We start from the raw sequence: 18435 nt of genomic DNA on the forward strand, positions 1-18435 counted from the left end.
AAAGGAACGGAAACACCGTCGAAAATCTAAATAGATGACGCAAACGATTGAAACTGCCGTAATACTTGCTGCCGGAAGAGGCACTCGTTTACAGCCTTATACATTTGACATTCCGAAAGGATTTATGCCAGTAGGTGATGAGCGATTAATCGAACGATCTGTACGGGTTTTGAAGGAAAATGGCATTAAGAATATCATCATTGGAACCGGTCACTTGCATGAACATTACGAAAAGTTTGCTGAAGAAAATGGCCTAACTACTTTTTTGAGTCCAGACTTTGCAACTACCGGTAGTTTCCACACACTTATTTATGGTTCAGAGCTCATAAAGGGTGACTTCCTTTTATTAGAGTCAGACTTACTCTACCATTCTGACGCTATCAAAAGATTGCTGAGTGCTGAATCAAAAGATGTGATTCTGTGCAGTGGCTTTACTCAATCCAATGACGAGGTATATGTGGAAATTAAGGACGGCAACCTTTCCAACCTTTCTAAGAAAAAGGAGCAACTTAAATCCGTAGATGCAGAGTTGGTTGGCATATGGAAAATCTCCCTCGAGCTACTTGAAAAACTTAAAGCGCATCACTTAAAAGCTGAAGATGCTCGAAATAAAGATTATGAAGTAGCAGTTGCTCAACTTTCTATTGAGCATACCGTAAACGTCTTGAAAATTGATAATCTGGCGTGGTGCGAAATCGACAACCAAGCACATTTGGAGCGTGCTAAAAAAGACATTTTACCAAAACTGGACTAACTCGTACTAATGAAATCATACTTCAAACATTTCAAAATTTCCAATCAGATAAAGTCATTGATAAAAGGGACTAATATAGGTTCTCAATTGTACTGGCATGATCAAAAACTCAAAGACGTACTGGGTTGGAGCGGAATAAAAAAATTCGTCCGCTTTGCTTTGGCTGCAAAAAAGGAAGATGAAATAGCCGAAAACTACAGTGTTTCAAGGCTATACTTTGGCGATCCAATTAGCGACGGTCTGAAGGCTTCGGGCGCTACGGTCTGGAATTACACAAGACTCCAAAATCCACCTATCATCGAGAATGATGAAATATGCAAACTATTGGAACAGCATGCTGACGATATTATTAAAGAATATGAGGACAATATTGATAAAATCATCACTCATCCTGACAATAATAGTTTAGCTAAAGATGGAACATGGTCTGGTATATTTCTCTATGGTGTTGGAGGTAAGAAAGATGAGCGATATGAGGAATATTTCAAAAAGACCTATGAGCTTGTTGACCAGCTTCCAATCTCTAAAAATTTCGGTTTTGTATTGATCTCAAAATTATCTGCCGGAGTGAAGATTTTACCACATTGTGGATCAAGCAATCTTCGCTTTAGATACCATTTAGGGTTGGATGTACCTGAACCAGATAAAATAAAGATCAGGGTTGGTACTCAATGGCAACATTGGAAAACTGGCAAGGCCTTCGGTTTCGATGATTCATTTGAACATGAAGTTCTTCATGAAGGAGAGAAAGATCGTGTTGTATTGATTGTGGACGCATGGAACCCGGATCTAACTAAGGAAGAGATTGCCATTTTTGACAATCGACTGTTTCATGAGTTTGGAACAAGAGCTAGCTAGCAGGCGGGTGCCATAGCCCGGTTGTTTCATCTCGACTACCACCTGTTCCCAGATATCCATACATCTGCTCGAGATATCCTTTGGAATCATATGGAACAGAAACGGTTTCATTTAGGAATTGTATTTCCTTTAAAGGGAATACCAGTTTTTTAGCGATATGCTGTCTCTCGTTCGGATATTTTGCGTCTACAAACTGACGAATGGTTTCTCCTTCATCGTCATAAAAGAATATGTCAAAATCATATCCTTTGTACGAAAAATAGACTTTTGGGCCCGCATGATTTTTAGAGGTATCGTAAAACTTCAAGCCCTTTGGCATCTTGTATTTGAGCTGGGCTACTTTTTCATAAGAACTTTTCTTCATCGCAACGTCAATATCAATATCATGCGGAATAATGCTGTTTGATCGATATTGGCCAAGCAGGGTTCCGAAATCTAACCAGAAAGGTTCTCCGGTTTGCTGAAGCGCCTTTACAGATAGTTTATACATCTGTTTAAGTATTTGAAGCTTTCGCTCTCGGTATTGACCTGGCAAAGCGAATAAAACTAAATTTGCAACTCGCTGGATGTACTGGCTGATACGTAGCATTTTGCAAAAAAACATATAAAAACTGATTCGTCGTTGAAGGATTCAAACAAAGACTTACCTATTGACCTGGTTTACACCTGGGTTGATGGAGATGACCCTGAATATCTTAAGATTTATAATGAGTATGCTGAGACGCCAAAGGATATTAATCCAGAGCGAACAAGAGATACTTATGATATGCTTAAGTATAGTATTCGGTCCGCTGAAAAGCACTTACCCTGGATACGAACTATCTATATTGTTACAGCAAGACCACAAATTCCGGATTGGTTGCAACCCAATCATCCTAAAGTGAAAGTGATCCATCACGATCAGATCATTGAAGAACAATATTTGCCTACTTTCAACTACAATACCATTGAAAGTTATCTTTGTAAGATTCCCAACCTATCGGAATACTTCCTTTATAGCTGTGATGATTTTCTGTTCGGTTCTGACGTGCACCTTACAGATTTTATGGATGATGAGAAGAAAATAACGGTATTTGGAACATTGTTTGGTGAAAATCTGAAATTCAGAATCTATGAAAGAAAACTAGATCTTGTGAGTCTCGGTTTGGTAGAGCACAATCCAATTTTCTTCAAGAAATCATACATTGAAGAGCTACAAGAACATTACAAGGATCTATTTCATAAAACCCGACTTGCTAAGTTTCGGCGCGATGATAACGTCACCATGCAGAAGGTCTTCAAGCAATGGGTTCTGAGTAATCATCGGCAATTGGCGCAGCCAATCAAGGTCAACGAGCTGAAGAAAATCCATACGTTTCATAAAATTACAAATGACCTAAAGAAGCAGGAAAAGGCGATCCAGAAGCTTGAAAAAAAGGCTCCGAAGTTCTATTGCCTAAATGATGACCAAAGAGATAATCCAAACCCTCAGGTTGTAGAACTTATATTGGATTATCTAGATCGTAACTATCCTGATAAGTCCGATTTTGAGTTGTAATTTTGCAGACGTTTTAAAAATCTCCATTGAATCTCCTGAAAATCAAATTGATAAGGAGGAAAACAATCTGAAATGCGTGTCATAAGACTCCTGATAGGATCATCAAGAAAATTATTTCTCATTGCAGCTCTCACAAGTGTACTAACTGGACTTTTTTCCACATTAGTAATCAAGACCATTCATGAGTCCATTCAGGGCGATGAGTTTAGCCTAAGTGCATTTATACAAAAGTTTGCATTCTTCTGGCTTATGTATGGCGCACTCTCTGTCATTTCATCATACTCTATATCTAAGTTGACACAGAAGATCATTCACCAGTTGAGAATTAAACTATCAAACAGCTTTTTGAAAGCGAGTTTTGAGACAATGGAGCATAATCAGAAAAAGATGCTTCCGATCCTTACTGAGGATGTAAAAACCATTGCCTACTCGATAGACAGACTACCAAATGTGACAACAGGATTAGCTTCTGTCATTGGCATTCTAGCCTATATGGTATGGTACTCGCCATTTCTGTCAGGAGCTACAGTGGTGATCTTTGTCATGGTATTCCTTTTCACAAAAGTTTTGCTGCCATACGTTCGTAAATATGCTGATCAGGCACGTTCACACCTCACTAATTTATTCGATCATTTTCATGGCCTTGTTTTCGGAATTAAAGAATTGGTGTTGAATAAAGAATCGCAAAAGCGATTTCTTAAGGATTTTATTATCCCAACCAGCGACAAGCAAAATCATGCATATCTGAAAGAAAGCGTGGTTTCATCCATTATGAATCGATCCACTGATATGATTCTATTGTTAGGAATGGCACTTTTGATTATCGCGGTTTATAAACTTCAGTTTGTTACGCTCGAATTCTTTGGTCACTATTTAACACTTGTTCTTTTTACCCTTGCTCCTCTTTCCACAGCTGCAGGTTTTTTTAGTGGCTTGAAAAGATTAGAGGTATCACTTGAGCAAATTGATGCCGTTGGATTAGAGCTGAAACCTGACGATGAATTTAATGAGGGAATGCAAGCACTCGAGGAGCCTGCAGACAATAAAAATGTGATTTCATTAGACAAAATGAGACACAGCTATTACCACACGGACGTGGATCAGCACTTTGCCATGGGACCTATTGAGCTTTCCATCAAGCAAGGAGAGATGCTATTCATTGTGGGAGGTAATGGAAGTGGCAAAACCACTTTGGCTAAACTTCTTTTGGGACTGTACACACCGCTCTCAGGTAATGTGATGTATCGTGGACAGGAAATTACAGAAGATAATATTTCATCTTATCGTTCCAAGTTTTCAGCTGTTTTCGTTGATTCTTATTTGTTTGAAGATTTTCTTAACGTAGATAAGGAATACCTGGCTGAACATGGTGAGAAGCTTTTGAGAATGTTTAAGCTTGAAAATAAGGTGAAAATAAAAGGTCATAAGTTCTCTACTAAGAATTTATCGGAAGGACAAAAGAAGCGGCTTGCACTAATTATTTCCATTCTTGAAAACAAAGATATTTACCTGTTTGATGAATGGGCAGCTAATCAAGATCCGCTATTCAAAGAAGTATTCTATACCGAGATTCTTCCTTTCCTTCAGTCTTTGGGCAAAACACAGATCGTCATTACGCATGATGATAAATATTTTGACCTTGCAGATAGGGTTCTTAAGCTAAGAGATGGACAGATTACCAATCAGTAAGCTCATTCATGTCCGAAGTGAACAACTATATCGTAACTGCAGCAAATAATACCTACTTCAAGAACTTCTGCCAACTCATGTATAGCTTCATGAGAAACCGGGAGTTTGAGAACAGCACGGTCATATTCTATGATTTAGGCCTTGATGATGATCAAGCGGATGAGTTGAAGTCAAAATCAAACAGACTGTTCAAATATGTAGCGTATCGGAAATTTGATTTTGATTCATATCCCGAATTTGTAAAACCTAAATACAGCACCTATTCGTGGAAACCCTTGATCATTCATGAGGTTTTTAATGAAAAGAAAGGGAACATTTTTTGGAAAGATAGCGCTAATCAAATCCTGAAAAACATGAAACCTGTCTGGGATGAAATGAACAGGACAGGCACCTACATACCTTATAGTGGCTCAGGCACATTGAAAGAGTGGACCATTCAAGCCACCATGGATTATCTGAATGTCCCAGACAAATATTACGCTGCACGAAATAGAGCTGGCAATACTTGTGGCTTTTCTTATGCAAATGAAAACGTTCGGAAACTTATTCAAGAATGGAAAGATTTGGCCTTGGTAAGGGAATGCATACGGCCGGAAGGTGCCAATCGCTCCAATCACCGCGATGATCAATCATTGCTCACAATTTTGTTATTGATCAGAGACTATGGTCACGCACTGGATACCACCGACGATGAAGTGGATATCAGTTCTTCTAGCCCTACTCCCTATCTAAGTGTAAGAAATCGTTTTCCAAGCACTATCAATTTAGAAGTAGGTGCAATTGCCTATCACTACTTCAACTTTCTTAGATTTATAGATATCATTTCAAATAAAATTCAACGGAATTGATTTTAACATTTATCATACTTGGACTCATCCTTTTCCTGATATTGGGATACAATTACCTATCTGGAAAGGCATTACTTAGGGATTTCATCCTTCACCTTCGCCTAAAAAATACCAGCCTGAAGTCATTAGACGAAAAGTGGGAGAAGGCCACGGAAAAATCTGATGTAATTGTTTCATTCACAACGATCCCAGAAAGAATAGAAAATATAGCAGGAACAATAAAAAGCTTGTTGATCCAGACGCAACTACCGAAGCGAATCAATATTTACCTTCCCTACAAATCATTTCGGAACGGCAAAGAATATGTGATTCCAGCATGGCTTCAAGACCTAAAATCAGTTGATCTGGTTAGAATAGAAACTGATTACGGTCCCGCAACTAAATTCATCCCAGCCATACTTACTCAGGATCCAGATCAGAAAATATTGGTGACAGACGATGATAATATTTATCCATCAAGGTACCTCACAGAGCTTAGAGAAGCGTCTGAGAAACATCCTGACAAAGTGGTTGCAGCAAGTGGCTGGAGAGTTCCGGGTGATCTTATTGACAGACCAACAACCTTGTGGAGTAACCTGCTTAAAAAGGCGCCAACTCCTGTTCCAGGAACTAGAATAACCAAACCTTATACCATAGATATTCTCCAGGGCTATTCGGCTTTTCTATTTAAACCCAAGTTTTTTGATGGAGACGAAGTGACCAATTATGAGGGCGTTCCGAACAACATTCGATTCGTAGATGATGTGTGGGTGAGTGTCCATTGCAAGGTGGAAAAAATTGTTGTGCCTATGAGTCGGTTTTGCTTCACACCATTCTTTGAGCATGACTTTTTCAAATCTTCCAGCCTCGCCAAAATCAACAACTGGGGGAAGGAAGATTACTCTCAAAGGAACAATTCAATCGCCATCAAATTCTTCGAAGAAAAATGGAAGTAAACAAACCTTTCAAGCTTCTAACAGCAATTATCAATCACAATCACAATAAAGAAGGTATTGCTTTAAAAAAGGCCTTCGCCCCATTGACAGATACAATTCTGATTGATAGTGGATCCACCTTCGAAGATGATGAAAAGGAACATTTCGATTTTACGCTTCCTAACGTCTACTACAATGGACTGATCAACCAAGCCTTCGAAGCTCTCAAGTCTGAGCATACCCATATGCTTTTGGTCACCTCTGATGTGATGATAGAAGATTTTGAGGTACTCTTAAATCGGATGAAGGAGGTCTACAATCAACATGAAAAAGTGACCGTATACGCGCCATCTGCCATTCATTCCACACACCATCACATGAATAACCTAAAAAGTGATGATATCCGAAAAGTAACATTCACTGAAGGTTTTTGCTTCGTGATGCCCAAGGAATACCTCAATGATATATGCCCAATCGATTTGAGTGTGAATAAAATAGGGCATGGAATAGACATGTATATGGGCTATCTCTCTATGAAAAATGATCGGTGGGCAGTTGTAGATGACCGAATCACAGTAGATCATCCACATGGAAGTGGCTATAGCGATAAACAAGCCCGGATTGAGAGAGATCAATGGTATGCTACAAAGAGTAAAGCAGCTCAGGCCTATCACTATTGGATCTCTAAGGATATCCTCAAGAATAAGTTTGGATATTTCGTTCTCAAATTCATCATGAAGTTTTACACGCTGAATTGAAGCGTATCCTCCTTTCTATCCAATCATAGTAAAAAGTGCACGGAATTTGATTAGTGACTACTAAATCTAAATCCATGAAAAAGGTCAATTCAATATTTATCCTCCTAATCCTCCTTTCTTTTGCTTGCACTAAAAGAGAAAAACGTACGTATTCTACAAAGCTACCCCAACAGCAACAGGTTAAAGCTGGTCCGACCTACATGCAGTATTACACCGCAGATTCAGTTGAATTGGAGAATATTCAAATAAAAGGCAAGATTGATCAGTCTATAGCGGTGAAATTAATCGCCAATTCGTGCAATGAGATTAAGGCAGACTACTTGAATTATCTCATGGACACCTACAAAACAGCTGCACCGTCCGAATCCAGAATGGAGCCCATGTTTGATGCAGAACATCTCGCCAAGTTTATTGTTTGGCAATATGTAAATGAGGAAACTGAGAGTTTTCCAGAGATATTCTCAGCTATCGCTCAGGTATTTAGGAAAGGGGATGCTGATGCTAGATTCTTAGCAAGATATGGCATTTGTCAAATGATGATATTCGAATCGCGAGAATACGATGTAAATTATAATAGTGCTTTTAATCCATGGTTAGCAAACACGTTTAAGGGCACATGGTTTCTTCTTATTGACGAAATGGAAAGCGGCAGATCATAAAATCTAGTCCTACAGTTACATTTCGCTAACTTTGCATCGAAAATTCAGTTAGATAAAAAACTCAATCTTTAAATAAACATGAAAAACTTATTCATACTATTCACATTAGTGATTTTTAGTTGTGGAGGACCAACCAAAAAAGAAGAACTGAAAGACCAGAAAAAAGAAGCTGAGGCTAAGAAAGAAGCAAAAAAAGAGCGTGTTTCTTCTTCTGATTATCTCTTAGCCATCAACAAAATAGATAATAATGTTTTTGTATATGTAGACGATTCCCTCATTTATACAAGTGGAACCATTCACAAGAGCCCGGAAGTTGATTTTCAAGTTGATTTCAGTCAGTTTATCACAGACGGATCAGAAACATTGAAAGTTGTTTTGTTCAATGGATTAGAACCATATAACGAGCAGGTAGATGCTCGCTGGGAAATAAGCTACGACCTGATACTTAATGGAGAGATCGTTGATTTCGTTCATGAGTACGACGATGATAATACCATCGGTCACGCATACGAAATGAGCTATGTAATAAATGATTGGAAGCCAAAGTCATAACATGTTAGGTATAGACATAGTAGATATTAAAGACCCTTCGTTCAAAGAACGCAACGAAAGAACGCTGGATTTAATAAACAACAGTGAGGATGTTCAAATAGAACATCCTCACTTATTTTGGATTCTGTGGTCCGCCAAAGAGGCCATCTTTAAGTGCCGCCGAGAGCCTATCAACTTTGCACCTACAAAAATACCCGTACAGCTCAGCAATGAAGGTGGTGAAATAACTTTCGCCTCTGGAGATTTAAAAGGAAAAGTGACGATCAAAGATGAATACATCTTGGCTACTTGCGGAGATCTAGATTCACTTCAAATACATGTTTTTGAGAAAAAAGACAATAATTGGAGTGAAGGTATCAGGTTTATGATCATTGAATATTTCCGAGATTTAGGGCATGATTATCACATCGGATCAGATGATTTAAATCTTCCAATCATTGAGCCTTCCAAGCAGGAGATATCTATTTCACACCATGGCCGTTATGGTGCAGTAGCATTCAAAAAAAGCCTGCTTTAGTTAAATCACCCTATTATTCAATACTCGCATGCGTAAGAAATATTTCCTTGCCGTTTTTCTCGTGGTTTTCACCATGATGTTGTCTTCGTTCGCCTTCTATACCTATCAAATCATATATACTCCTAATGTTCTGATAGAAGAAGAAGATCGCTATTTCGCAATTCCTAAAGGCACTACTTTCAAGCAACTTCAGAATATGCTTTCAGAGCAGCGAATCGTTAACGATCTGGTTTCATTCAGCTTTCTAGCTAAGCTAAAAGACCTGGACATCAACGTAAAGAACGGTATGTACCTGATCAAAGGTGACATGACCAACGTTGAACTTATCAATCTGCTTAGGTCTGGAGCTCAAACGCCAGTAAAACTAACCTTCTCGCACGCGCGCTTATTGCAACAGCTCCCGAAAGTGCTGACTTATAATTTGGAAATCGATTCAGCCGATCTGGCCCCTCTTCTTTTACACGACACCACAGCCACGTACTACGGTTTTACCAAGGAGACCTTCATTAGCATGTTTATTCCAAATACGTATGAGGTATACTGGACACTGACACCACGTGGCTTGCTTGATCGAATGAAACAGGAATACGATCGATTCTGGACTGAGGAAAGAAAGCAAAAAGCGAAGCAATTAGGGATGTCTCAAGTGGAAGTATCAACCTTAGCATCGATTGTACAAGGTGAAACCAACAAGATGGATGAAGCACCAACCATCGCTGGTGTTTACATCAACCGTCTTAAAAGAAGAATACCGCTGCAAGCAGACCCGACACTTGTTTTCGCCATTGGGGATTTTAGCATTAGACGTATTTTGAACAAAGACAAAGCGTTTGATTCTCCCTATAATACCTACAAATACTACGGGCTCCCACCTGGACCGATCAATATGCCTGGCGTACCAGCATTAAATGCTGTCTTGAACTACGAAGAGCATAATTACTTATATTTCTGTGCGAAAGCTGATTTCTCAGGCTATCATGCTTTTGCGCGTACCTTGAGAGAGCATAATGTAAATGCAAGACAATTTCAGCGAGCGCTTAATCTGGAAAGAATCTATCGATAATGTATACACACGAAACAGAAATAAGAGTACGATACGCTGATACGGATAAGATGGGCTTTGCCTATTACGGCAACTATCCAAAGTATTATGAAATCGCTCGTGTTGAAGGTTTTCGTGCCTTGGGGTTCCCTTACAAAGAGATGGAAGAAGGGGGCGTAGGTATGCCGGTGTTGTCAATGAACGTCAAATATCACGCTCCAGCCAAATATGATGACATACTTAAAGTCAAGCTCATCATTCCTGAGATGCCACGGGCGCGTATGACATTCCTTTATGAAATAAGAAACGAGGAAGACAAGTTGATAAACACTGGAGAAACCATTTTAGCATTCATGAATATGGAGACCGGCAGGCCGGTAAAAATGCCTGAACGGATGAAAGAATCAATTTCCCCATTTTTCGAGTGAATAGAGTTTGTCTCTTTGCTGAAAACTACTACTTTTGCGAACCGATTTTCGCAGCTTCCAGCTAAGGAAATCAAATGAGCAACAAGCAGCTCACAAAATATTGCAGAGACCCAGAGGCGTGGCAGAGTGTCCTGGCCGGACGCGTACGAATGCGGCGGACCCGCCTCGAAGAAGACATAAAGAGTAGGAAGCTACTCGAAAGATATTGCAGAGACCCAGAGGCGTGGCAGAGTGGTCGAATGCGGCGGTCTTGAAAACCGTTGTACCGCGAGGTACCGGGGGTTCGAATCCCTCCGCCTCTGCAACACAAGCCCTGATGGAAACATCAGGGTTTTTTTGTTTTAGAACGAATCAAGCTTGCTTGAATGAGTGAGGAAATAAAAATCACTCTTCGAATGAAATGAGAAGGGCTTGGGTTGCACCAGATCCCCAAAAGGGGATCATGTAATAATCCCTCCGCCTCTGCAAGTAATTACCAGCACAATGTGCTGGCATTTTTCATTTTCTGGACGCCTGCAATTAATCAAAAATTCGGAAAAAGAGTCATGCATGGCCCCTTATACACTAGCTTTATGCTTCACCCCTTAAAGCTTCGCTATATAATATGAGATAATGTATAGGTCGCCGCAGCATTAATCAATTTATTATTTTGTTCCTTTAGAGATTAAAGAAAACGCTTCCTTGATGAGACATACTTATGATTACGGCGTAATTGGAAACTGTGCATTCACTGCACATATACACAAGAATTCAAATATTGCCTGGATGTGTTGGCCAAGATTTGACAGCAGTTTCATTTTCGGAGACATGTTAGACACAGAAAAAGGTGGTGAATTTTCAATCAACCCTATTGATGGGACTAAGCATTCCAATCAATATTACATTGAAAATACTAACGTGCTCTGCACAGAAATTACCAGCGATTCAGGAGTATATAAAATTACGGATTTCGCACCTCGATTTTTTCAAATGGATCGGTACTTTAAGCCGTTGATGCTGATTCGTAAAATCGAACGCATTTCTGGAACCCCACGAATCTCTGTCACCTGCACGCCTAAAGGCGAGTACGGTAATTTGACACCTGAGCCAAGTCTGGGTAGCAATCACATTCGATTTTTAGGGCTTGATGCTTCAGTCCGTCTCACGACGAATATCTCATTAAGCAACATACTAACCACCCAAAGTTTTGTACTCAATGAAACTAAGTACATGGTGATGACCTGGGGACCACCTCTGGAAGCAGCTTTGGAGGAAACTTGCGAGAGTTTTCTTTCTAAAACTATCCGATACTGGCAAGGGTGGATAAAGTCCGCCAATATTGTCAATTTCTATCAAAGCCAGGCGATACGCTCAGCTCTTATTCTCAAAATCCATCAATATGAAGATACAGGTGCGATTGTAGCTGCAACCACCACTAGTCTCCCTGAAAGTCCGGGGAGTACAAGAAATTGGGACTATAGGTTCTGTTGGATGCGGGACACCTATTACACACTGAATGCTTTCAATAACATTGGGCACTTTGAAGAATCAGAGAAGTACTTCCATTACATATTAAACACAACCATTGAGGAACAAGAAAGATATCAGCCCCTCTATGGTATTGATGGAACGAAAGAGCTGGTTGAACAAGAATTGGATCTAACTGGATATCAAGGTAATCAGCCTGTTAGAATTGGAAATGATGCATACACGCATATTCAAAACGATGTGTACGGACAGGTGCTGGTATCATTACTCCCACTTTTTAATGACTTGCGCATCATTCTTGACGATAGGTTCAATACTCCTGAGCTTATTTTCAAAACATTAAAGATGATAGAAAAAACCTTTGATGAAAAGGATGCCGGACTTTGGGAATTTAGAAATTTGGCTCAACACCATTGCTATACTTATCTATTCCATTGGGCAGGAAGTAGTGCCGCTATAAAAATCGCTAAAGCATTGAAAGATGATAACATTGGTGAGTTAGCAACTAAGCTAAAAGCCAGAGCGAAAGAAATGATTGAGAAATGCTATGTAAAGAATAAAAAGGGATATGCTCAAGCGGTTGGTGTGGATCGGATGGATGCGAGTAATCTCCAACTGATTTTAATGAATTACTTGCCAGGAGATACTGAAAGAGCCAAGGATCATTTGATGGCCATGGAGAAAGAGTTGCATGCTGGTGAAGGACTATTCTACAGATACTTGCATACTGATGATTTCGGCAAACCGGAATCTACCTTCTTAATTTGTGCTTTTTGGTATGTTGAAGCACTTGCATGTGTTGGAAGGCTGGACGAAGCTCTCGCTCACTTTGAAAAACTTAATAGTTATAGCAATCACTTAGGCTTATTAAGTGAGGACGTTAATGCCTCAGATGGCAGTATGTGGGGGAATTTTCCGCAGGCATACAGTCACGTCGGATTACTTAATGCGACAAGTAGGATTTCAAGAAAGCTTGATTTGCCAGACTTTTATTGATTAATTAAATCCCTTAACAGTTCTCTTATCTCCTGAAAGCTTTCTACTCGAAATTTGGCTGCAGAGGAAGTCATTCCTACTTTAATTGTATGCGCATGTAATGGCATCACTTTAAATGTATCTTCATCTGTCCAGTCATCTCCACAGGCAAAATGATAATCATAATTACCCTTCTTCAGCCATGAAGCCGCGGCAATTCCTTTATTAACACTTGAATTTTTGATTTCAATCACCATGTCTCCTTCTTGAATCTGAATATCTCTCTCTGCAGAGAGATATTTTAAATGACTGGTCAATTCCCTCGATCTTAACTCCCCAAGGCCGGTCTCTACTTTGCGATAGTGCCAGACAAGCGAATAGTCTTTCTTCTCAATGAATGAACCAGGCGTCCTATCTACGTACATCTCAAGTACTTTTTTGAATTCCTCCTGCCAGCTATTATCTAACTCCACAAAGCATTCCCAATCTTTCCCAATTTCTTTATGCCAAACTCCATGTTCGGCAATAAACCCTACTTTATACTTTGACAGCCATTGATCGAGGTTATGTCTTCCTCTTCCGCTTATAATTATCACATGGTTTGAAGGATCTGCTGTCAATTCACTTAGGATTTTCTCTAATTCTTTATCGGGTTTACTATCTCCAGGATCGGTATAAAAGCCAACCAAGGTACCGTCATAATCTAGAAATATTATTCGATCCTTAGCCTTACCATATTCTTTGATAATTTGTTTTCGCACATCAAAGGACAAAGGTTTTGTACGAAGGTTTTCTTGTTCCTCTTTGATGTGTTTTAACCGCTTCATAAACAGTTTTACCCACGCATGAATATTGTATCTTTTCAAAGACTCTTGCATAATTTCCATGCGTGCCTTCTGCTCATCTAGCGGCATTGTAAGTGCTTCCTTCAATGCGTTGACCAACTGGTCTAAATCATTGGGGTTGATAAGGATAGCGTCAGAAAGTTCTTTTGATGAGCCTGCCATTTCGCTTAAAATCAATACCCCTTTCTTATCCAGCTTGCTGGCAATATATTCTTTACAGACTAGATTCATACCGTCTCTCATTGGTGTAACCAATGCCACATGCGAAATCCGATAAAAAGCGCTTAAAGCGTTAAGGGGGAAGCTTCTATAGAAATAATGAATAGGTGCCCAGTTAATCCTACCAAACCTCCCATTTACTCTTCCTACCAATAGCTCAATTTCAGACTTGAGATTTGCATACATTGGCACCTGATCTCGAGAAGGTACAACTACCATTAATAGTGAGACATTACCAATAAACTCTTCGTTTTCGGCCAGGAAAATTTCAAAAGCTTTTAAGCGCTCTGGAATTCCTTTTGAATAGTCGAGCCGATCAATAGACAGCACCAACTTCACATCACCTAGTGATGTTCTGTACCTGACCTCACGATCTAATGTGTCAGGCAATGCTGCTGCTTTGGCGTATCTTTCATAATCAATTCCCATTGGAAGCGCATCAGCCTGAACTAAGCGATTCCCAACGTTCATTTGACCATTGGTATTCCCAATCCCTGCTAGTCTATTAACAGATGACAAGAAATGCCTCATATCATCATAAGTATGAAATCCAATAAAATCTGATCCTAGCATTCCCATCAACAATTCGCGTCTCCATGGAAGCAACCTAAAAGATTCAAAGGATGGGAATGGAATATGAAGAAAAAAACCAATGCTACTATTGGGATGATTTTCACGAACTAATTCTGGCAATAAAAGCAACTGATAATCATGAATCCAAATGCTATCTCCATCTTCTATGATTTCATTTAGCTCTTTAGCGAATTTCTTATTTACCCGCTTATAGGCATCCCAGAAATCATCATTATATACGATATGCTGGTTGAAATAGTGAAAATTTGGCCATAGTGTTTCATTACTAAAGCCCTCATAGTATTCCTCAATTTCCGATTTTGTGAGAAAGACAGGACGCATATTTGATGATGCCAATTCACTGCATATCTCTTCCCTATCCTCGGCTTTATTCACAGCCAGACCTGGCCAACCAAGCCAAATATTATTGCCCTCTTTATAAATAGAGCCCAGGCCGGTAGCCAGCCCTCCTTCGCTGGTATTATATTTAAAATTACCATCTTCGCCATGAGCGATTTTAATTGGCAATCTATTAGAAACAATGATTGTCTTTGACATCTTATTTTTTAAGTCCGAGTTCAAGAAAAGATAGTCAAATTCCTGCTCTTTGATTTATGAGATTGTTGATATAGGCAGAGATTTACTCCGCCCCCGCCATCAGTCCACCACCTTCAAAGCTTTGCTTCATCAGGGCCAGCTGCTCGGCAGAGCATAGGTTGGTTTCCGCTAGAAAGTGAAAGATGTATTGACCAAACATCGGATTAACCTGCATCTGAGACACTTCGGAAAGGTCATTGACAATCTTGTCTACATCCTCTTCCAAATGCCCACTCATTCCTAAAAAAGAAGGTAGGTTGTATTCGATAGCTAATCGTAAAAAGCGTATCTCAATATTCTGAGAATCTTCCTCCACTGCGGCAGCCATCTGCTTGTCATATTTCACCACTTGCTTGAGCTTCGAAAATGGATTCCAAACCACTTGTGCAAGAAGCGCTTCTGATACTGCCTGATAGGCTTTAACCGTAGATGATGGGTTCTCAATATCTTTAAGGTAATTGTGAAAGTCTTTGGATTCGTTGGGATTCAAGACGACTGCATGGAACTCCGAGCGTATCTCACTAATACTTTGAGCAGTAAGATTGAAGGCCAGTAAGGCACTAAAAATGGTAATTGTTGCTTTCACAAGTATTAAAACTTATGAATCATCCAAAGTGTTTTACGAAATCATTCGAAGGTCTTCAGCTGGACGTTTCAGCCAAAGTCAAAATCATCTGCATCTGATTGGAATGGGAAGTTCTCCCGGTAGGTCTGCATGTCTGTTGCCGAAAGTGATACAGTAAGAATTTTTTCTTCGCCTTCTGAAAAGGCCAATGCTTCACCTTTTGGCGAATACGCACCCGAATGACCATTGTAGCCTTTAGAGGCCTCATCCTTCCCGATGCGGTTTACGCCAGCACAGAAGGAGAGGTTCTCGATTGCTCTCGCTTGAAGTAATGCGTCCCAGGCGTTAATCCGCGTGTCTGGCCAATTAGCGACAAAAAGTACTAGATCGTATTCGTAAAGAGCCTCATCTGTTTTTCTTGACCTGGCCCAAACAGGAAATCTCAGATCATAACAAATCAGTGGATGAATCTTCCAGCCTTTATATTCAAGTATCAGCCGCTCTTGTCCCGGTGTAAATGTCTCACCTTCTTCGGCCAGATTAAACAGATGTTTTTTATCGTATATCTGCGATGTACCGTCTGGATAGACAAAATACAGTCGATTATAATATTGGCCGCCTTCCTTGACGATGTAGCTTCCTGTAACCGCCACCTTACATTGAGCAGCCATCTGCCTCAGCCACTTAAATGTTTTGCCTCCGGGTGGTTCCGCTAACTTTTCAGCATTCATCGTGAAGCCAGTGGTAAACATTTCAGGAAGTACAATGAGGTCAGTTCTTTCGATGGACCAGATCATCTCTTCAAACATGGCAAGATTGGCATCTATTTCTTCCCAATGAAGATCTGCTTGAATGAGTGAAATGGTTAAATCTTGCATTAGCGAGGTATTTTCACCCGATATTCAGCATCCGTTTTGCCTTTGCTGATATTCGCCAACTTTCCCTTTATCAATCGTTTTTTGAACGGTGTGAGATAATCGGTGAAGAGTTTTCCTTCAATGTGATCATATTCATGTTGAATCACACGAGCCTTCATACCATCGAAGGTCTCCTCATGAAGCTCCCAGTTTTCATCAAAATATTCGATTTTGATTTGTGGCTTCCGGTTAACATCTGCACGCACACCCGGAATACTTAAACAGCCTTCTTCAAACGCCCATTCCTCACCTATCTCTTCAATCATAATTGGGTTGATAAAGGCTTGTTTTATGCCATTCTCTTCATCCTCTTCCATTGGAGTGGTATCTACCACGAATACGCGAAGAGATTCTCCAACCTGTGGTGCAGCTAATCCCACACCTTGAGCGGCGTACATGGTTTCATACATGCTCTCAACAAATTCCGTAACAGATTCATCGCCTTCTGTAACTTCTTTGGCTTTCTTTTTCAACACCGGATCTCCGTATAGTACGATAGGGAAAATCATGAAATACTTTCTAAATATGATTGTAAAATAATGGTCGCGCTCACTTTGTCCACGTTGCCCTTGTTTCTTCTATCCTTCTTCTTCATACCTCCAGCAATCATGGCATCCATCGCCATCTTAGAAGTGAAGCGTTCGTCGTGCAAAATTAATTCCATTGACGGGAATACCTTTCTGAATCGATTGATAAATGCCTGAACAAGTGGCGTCGCATTAGTCGCACTTCCATCCGTGTTTTTAGGCATCCCGATTATAACTTTACTAACCACTTCTTTTTGGAAATAATTCTTCAAAAAGTTCTCTAAGGTATGTGTAGGGACAAAATCCAAGGGTGTTGCAATGATTTCCATTGGATCAGTTACCGCCAATCCCGTCCGTTTAGCACCAAAGTCTATCGCCAATATTCTTGGCATTAATTAAGTGTTGAAAGTAGTTTGATCTTTTTATTCACAGAAGATTCAAGCTCAATTGCCTTAGGAAAAAAGATGTTGTTTTCGATTTCGGCATGATATATCATTTCCCGATCAAAAGCTTGCACTTCATGAATCAGCACTCGATCATGAAGATTATTAGGATCAATGGAAGACATCAATGAGCGTATTGCTCCGAATTCATCTTCATTCCGATGCTCTTCAAATTCTTCCTGAAGTGAATAACCCTGGTAATCCATCAATAAACTGAAAGGTGCATTGATCGAACCTTTTTTGATTGCACACAAAACTTCGATGTATTGGAATGTGGTGTCCTCTTCCTCGTAGATATGCTTGATGAAATCTTCTACAAACTCGGGTAGTAAGTTCTTGAGTCCCTCTGCTCGATCCCACTTTTTGACTAAGTGAACGATGTACGGCAATTTTTCTTTGATGAAAATATGGTGAGCATGTTTAAGGTACTCAGTAAGAAGCTCAATGGGATAACTTTTTAGTTCTTCAAAGCTGAATCGATTGCAAGAATCAAATGCATAGAAAGCTTTGATTACCTGCCGGCGCTCTAATCCACGCTCTCTGCAGATCTCCTTCAGCTTTATGTTAGGAGATTCAAAAAAGTCAATACCTAAGTAATGTAAAGCTCTCGCATATACATAGTTTTCATTGACTACCTGACTTATGGTTTTTTCGAAGACCATACACAAAAATAACCTCTTCATCGACGCAAGCCAACAGTTTGCTACATAATGCGTTCATTCCCTGAAATAACCCTTATTTTTGAACAATA

General features: G+C 39.8%; 20 protein-coding genes and 1 tRNA gene. 14 read left to right on the top strand and 7 right to left on the bottom strand.

The window, feature by feature from the left end; all coding sequences use genetic code 11:
• Window positions 1-34 precede the first annotated feature (34 nt).
• The gene (locus ABJG98_RS17870; RefSeq protein WP_348280917.1) at window positions 35-754 is read left to right on the top strand and encodes a phosphocholine cytidylyltransferase family protein; all 720 of its coding nucleotides are present in this window, start codon (window positions 35-37) and stop codon (window positions 752-754) included.
• 9 nt (window positions 755-763) lie between these two features.
• Window positions 764-1612 (top strand): aspartyl/asparaginyl beta-hydroxylase domain-containing protein, encoded by an 849-nt coding sequence (locus ABJG98_RS17875; RefSeq protein ID WP_348280918.1) that lies wholly within the window; start codon window positions 764-766, stop codon window positions 1610-1612.
• Here the strand turns inward: ABJG98_RS17875 and ABJG98_RS17880 are convergent.
• Entirely contained in the window at window positions 1605-2201 is a 597-nt protein-coding gene (locus ABJG98_RS17880; protein ID WP_348280919.1) for a LicD family protein, read from the bottom strand. The two genes, ABJG98_RS17875 and ABJG98_RS17880, sit on opposite strands and share 8 nt — an antisense overlap.
• 33 nt (window positions 2202-2234) lie before the next feature.
• Here ABJG98_RS17880 and ABJG98_RS17885 point away from each other — a divergent pair, with 33 nt between their 5' ends.
• The 12 genes from ABJG98_RS17885 (at window position 2235) to ABJG98_RS17940 (ending at window position 13019) form a co-directional block, all read left to right on the top strand.
• The gene (locus ABJG98_RS17885; RefSeq protein ID WP_348280920.1) at window positions 2235-3149 is read left to right on the top strand and encodes a Stealth CR1 domain-containing protein; all 915 of its coding nucleotides are present in this window, start codon (window positions 2235-2237) and stop codon (window positions 3147-3149) included.
• A gap of 72 nt (window positions 3150-3221) precedes the next feature.
• Window positions 3222-4838, top strand: a complete 1617-nt coding sequence (locus tag ABJG98_RS17890) for a cyclic peptide export ABC transporter (RefSeq protein WP_348280921.1) — start codon at window positions 3222-3224, stop codon at window positions 4836-4838.
• A gap of 8 nt (window positions 4839-4846) precedes the next feature.
• Window positions 4847-5686: a DUF1647 domain-containing protein gene (locus ABJG98_RS17895; protein ID WP_348280922.1), complete on the top strand. Its 840-nt coding sequence runs from the start codon at window positions 4847-4849 to the stop codon at window positions 5684-5686.
• Complete coding sequence (locus ABJG98_RS17900; RefSeq protein ID WP_348280923.1) at window positions 5683-6621, top strand: hypothetical protein; 939 nt, start codon at window positions 5683-5685, stop codon at window positions 6619-6621. Before ABJG98_RS17895 ends, ABJG98_RS17900 begins: the two co-directional genes overlap by 4 nt.
• A complete protein-coding gene (locus ABJG98_RS17905) occupies window positions 6612-7358 on the top strand; it encodes a hypothetical protein (protein ID WP_348280924.1) in 747 nt (248 codons plus the stop codon). The genes ABJG98_RS17900 and ABJG98_RS17905 overlap by 10 nt, the downstream gene beginning before the upstream one ends.
• 74 nt (window positions 7359-7432) lie before the next feature.
• Window positions 7433-8017 (top strand): hypothetical protein, encoded by a 585-nt coding sequence (locus tag ABJG98_RS17910; protein ID WP_348280925.1) that lies wholly within the window; start codon window positions 7433-7435, stop codon window positions 8015-8017.
• A gap of 78 nt (window positions 8018-8095) precedes the next feature.
• Window positions 8096-8569, top strand: coding sequence for a hypothetical protein (locus ABJG98_RS17915; RefSeq protein WP_348280926.1), 474 nt, complete (start codon window positions 8096-8098; stop codon window positions 8567-8569).
• A complete protein-coding gene (locus ABJG98_RS17920) occupies window positions 8547-9086 on the top strand; it encodes a 4'-phosphopantetheinyl transferase superfamily protein (protein ID WP_348280927.1) in 540 nt (179 codons plus the stop codon). The genes ABJG98_RS17915 and ABJG98_RS17920 overlap by 23 nt, the downstream gene beginning before the upstream one ends.
• A 28-nt stretch (window positions 9087-9114) precedes the next feature.
• Window positions 9115-10149 (top strand): endolytic transglycosylase MltG, encoded by a 1035-nt coding sequence (gene mltG / locus ABJG98_RS17925; protein ID WP_348280928.1) that lies wholly within the window; start codon window positions 9115-9117, stop codon window positions 10147-10149.
• On the top strand, window positions 10149-10556 hold the full coding sequence (locus tag ABJG98_RS17930; RefSeq protein ID WP_348280929.1) for a thioesterase family protein: 408 nt from the start codon (window positions 10149-10151) through the stop codon (window positions 10554-10556). Before mltG ends, ABJG98_RS17930 begins: the two co-directional genes overlap by 1 nt.
• A gap of 217 nt (window positions 10557-10773) precedes the next feature.
• Window positions 10774-10858, top strand: a tRNA-Ser gene (locus tag ABJG98_RS17935).
• Window positions 10859-11240: 382 nt separating this feature from the next.
• The gene (locus ABJG98_RS17940; protein ID WP_348280930.1) at window positions 11241-13019 is read left to right on the top strand and encodes a glycoside hydrolase family 15 protein; all 1779 of its coding nucleotides are present in this window, start codon (window positions 11241-11243) and stop codon (window positions 13017-13019) included.
• On the opposite strand, the gene ABJG98_RS17945 is transcribed toward ABJG98_RS17940, so the two are convergent.
• The 6 genes from ABJG98_RS17945 to ABJG98_RS17970 all read right to left on the bottom strand — a co-directional run bounded on the left by ABJG98_RS17945 (window position 13013) and on the right by ABJG98_RS17970 (window position 18367).
• Window positions 13013-15193 (bottom strand): bifunctional alpha,alpha-trehalose-phosphate synthase (UDP-forming)/trehalose-phosphatase, encoded by a 2181-nt coding sequence (locus ABJG98_RS17945; protein WP_348280931.1) that lies wholly within the window; start codon window positions 15191-15193, stop codon window positions 13013-13015. The two genes, ABJG98_RS17940 and ABJG98_RS17945, sit on opposite strands and share 7 nt — an antisense overlap.
• Window positions 15194-15275: 82 nt before the next feature.
• A complete protein-coding gene (locus tag ABJG98_RS17950) occupies window positions 15276-15818 on the bottom strand; it encodes a hypothetical protein (protein ID WP_348280932.1) in 543 nt (180 codons plus the stop codon).
• Window positions 15819-15886: 68 nt separating this feature from the next.
• Window positions 15887-16675 (bottom strand): amidohydrolase, encoded by a 789-nt coding sequence (locus ABJG98_RS17955; protein WP_348280933.1) that lies wholly within the window; start codon window positions 16673-16675, stop codon window positions 15887-15889.
• Window positions 16675-17223 carry a peptide deformylase gene (gene def / locus ABJG98_RS17960; protein WP_348280934.1) on the bottom strand — a complete coding sequence of 183 codons (549 nt, stop codon included), beginning with the start codon at window positions 17221-17223 and terminating at the stop codon, window positions 16675-16677. The genes ABJG98_RS17955 and def overlap by 1 nt, the downstream gene beginning before the upstream one ends.
• Window positions 17220-17633 carry a Holliday junction resolvase RuvX gene (gene ruvX / locus ABJG98_RS17965; RefSeq protein ID WP_348280935.1) on the bottom strand — a complete coding sequence of 138 codons (414 nt, stop codon included), beginning with the start codon at window positions 17631-17633 and terminating at the stop codon, window positions 17220-17222. The genes def and ruvX overlap by 4 nt, the downstream gene beginning before the upstream one ends.
• Complete coding sequence (locus ABJG98_RS17970) at window positions 17633-18367, bottom strand: hypothetical protein (RefSeq protein WP_348280936.1); 735 nt, start codon at window positions 18365-18367, stop codon at window positions 17633-17635. Before ABJG98_RS17970 ends, ruvX begins: the two co-directional genes overlap by 1 nt.
• Window positions 18368-18435 lie beyond the last annotated feature (68 nt).

Origin of the sequence: Ekhidna sp. (assembly GCF_039960695.1) — a bacterium.
GTDB lineage: Bacteria > Bacteroidota > Bacteroidia > Cytophagales > Cyclobacteriaceae > Ekhidna.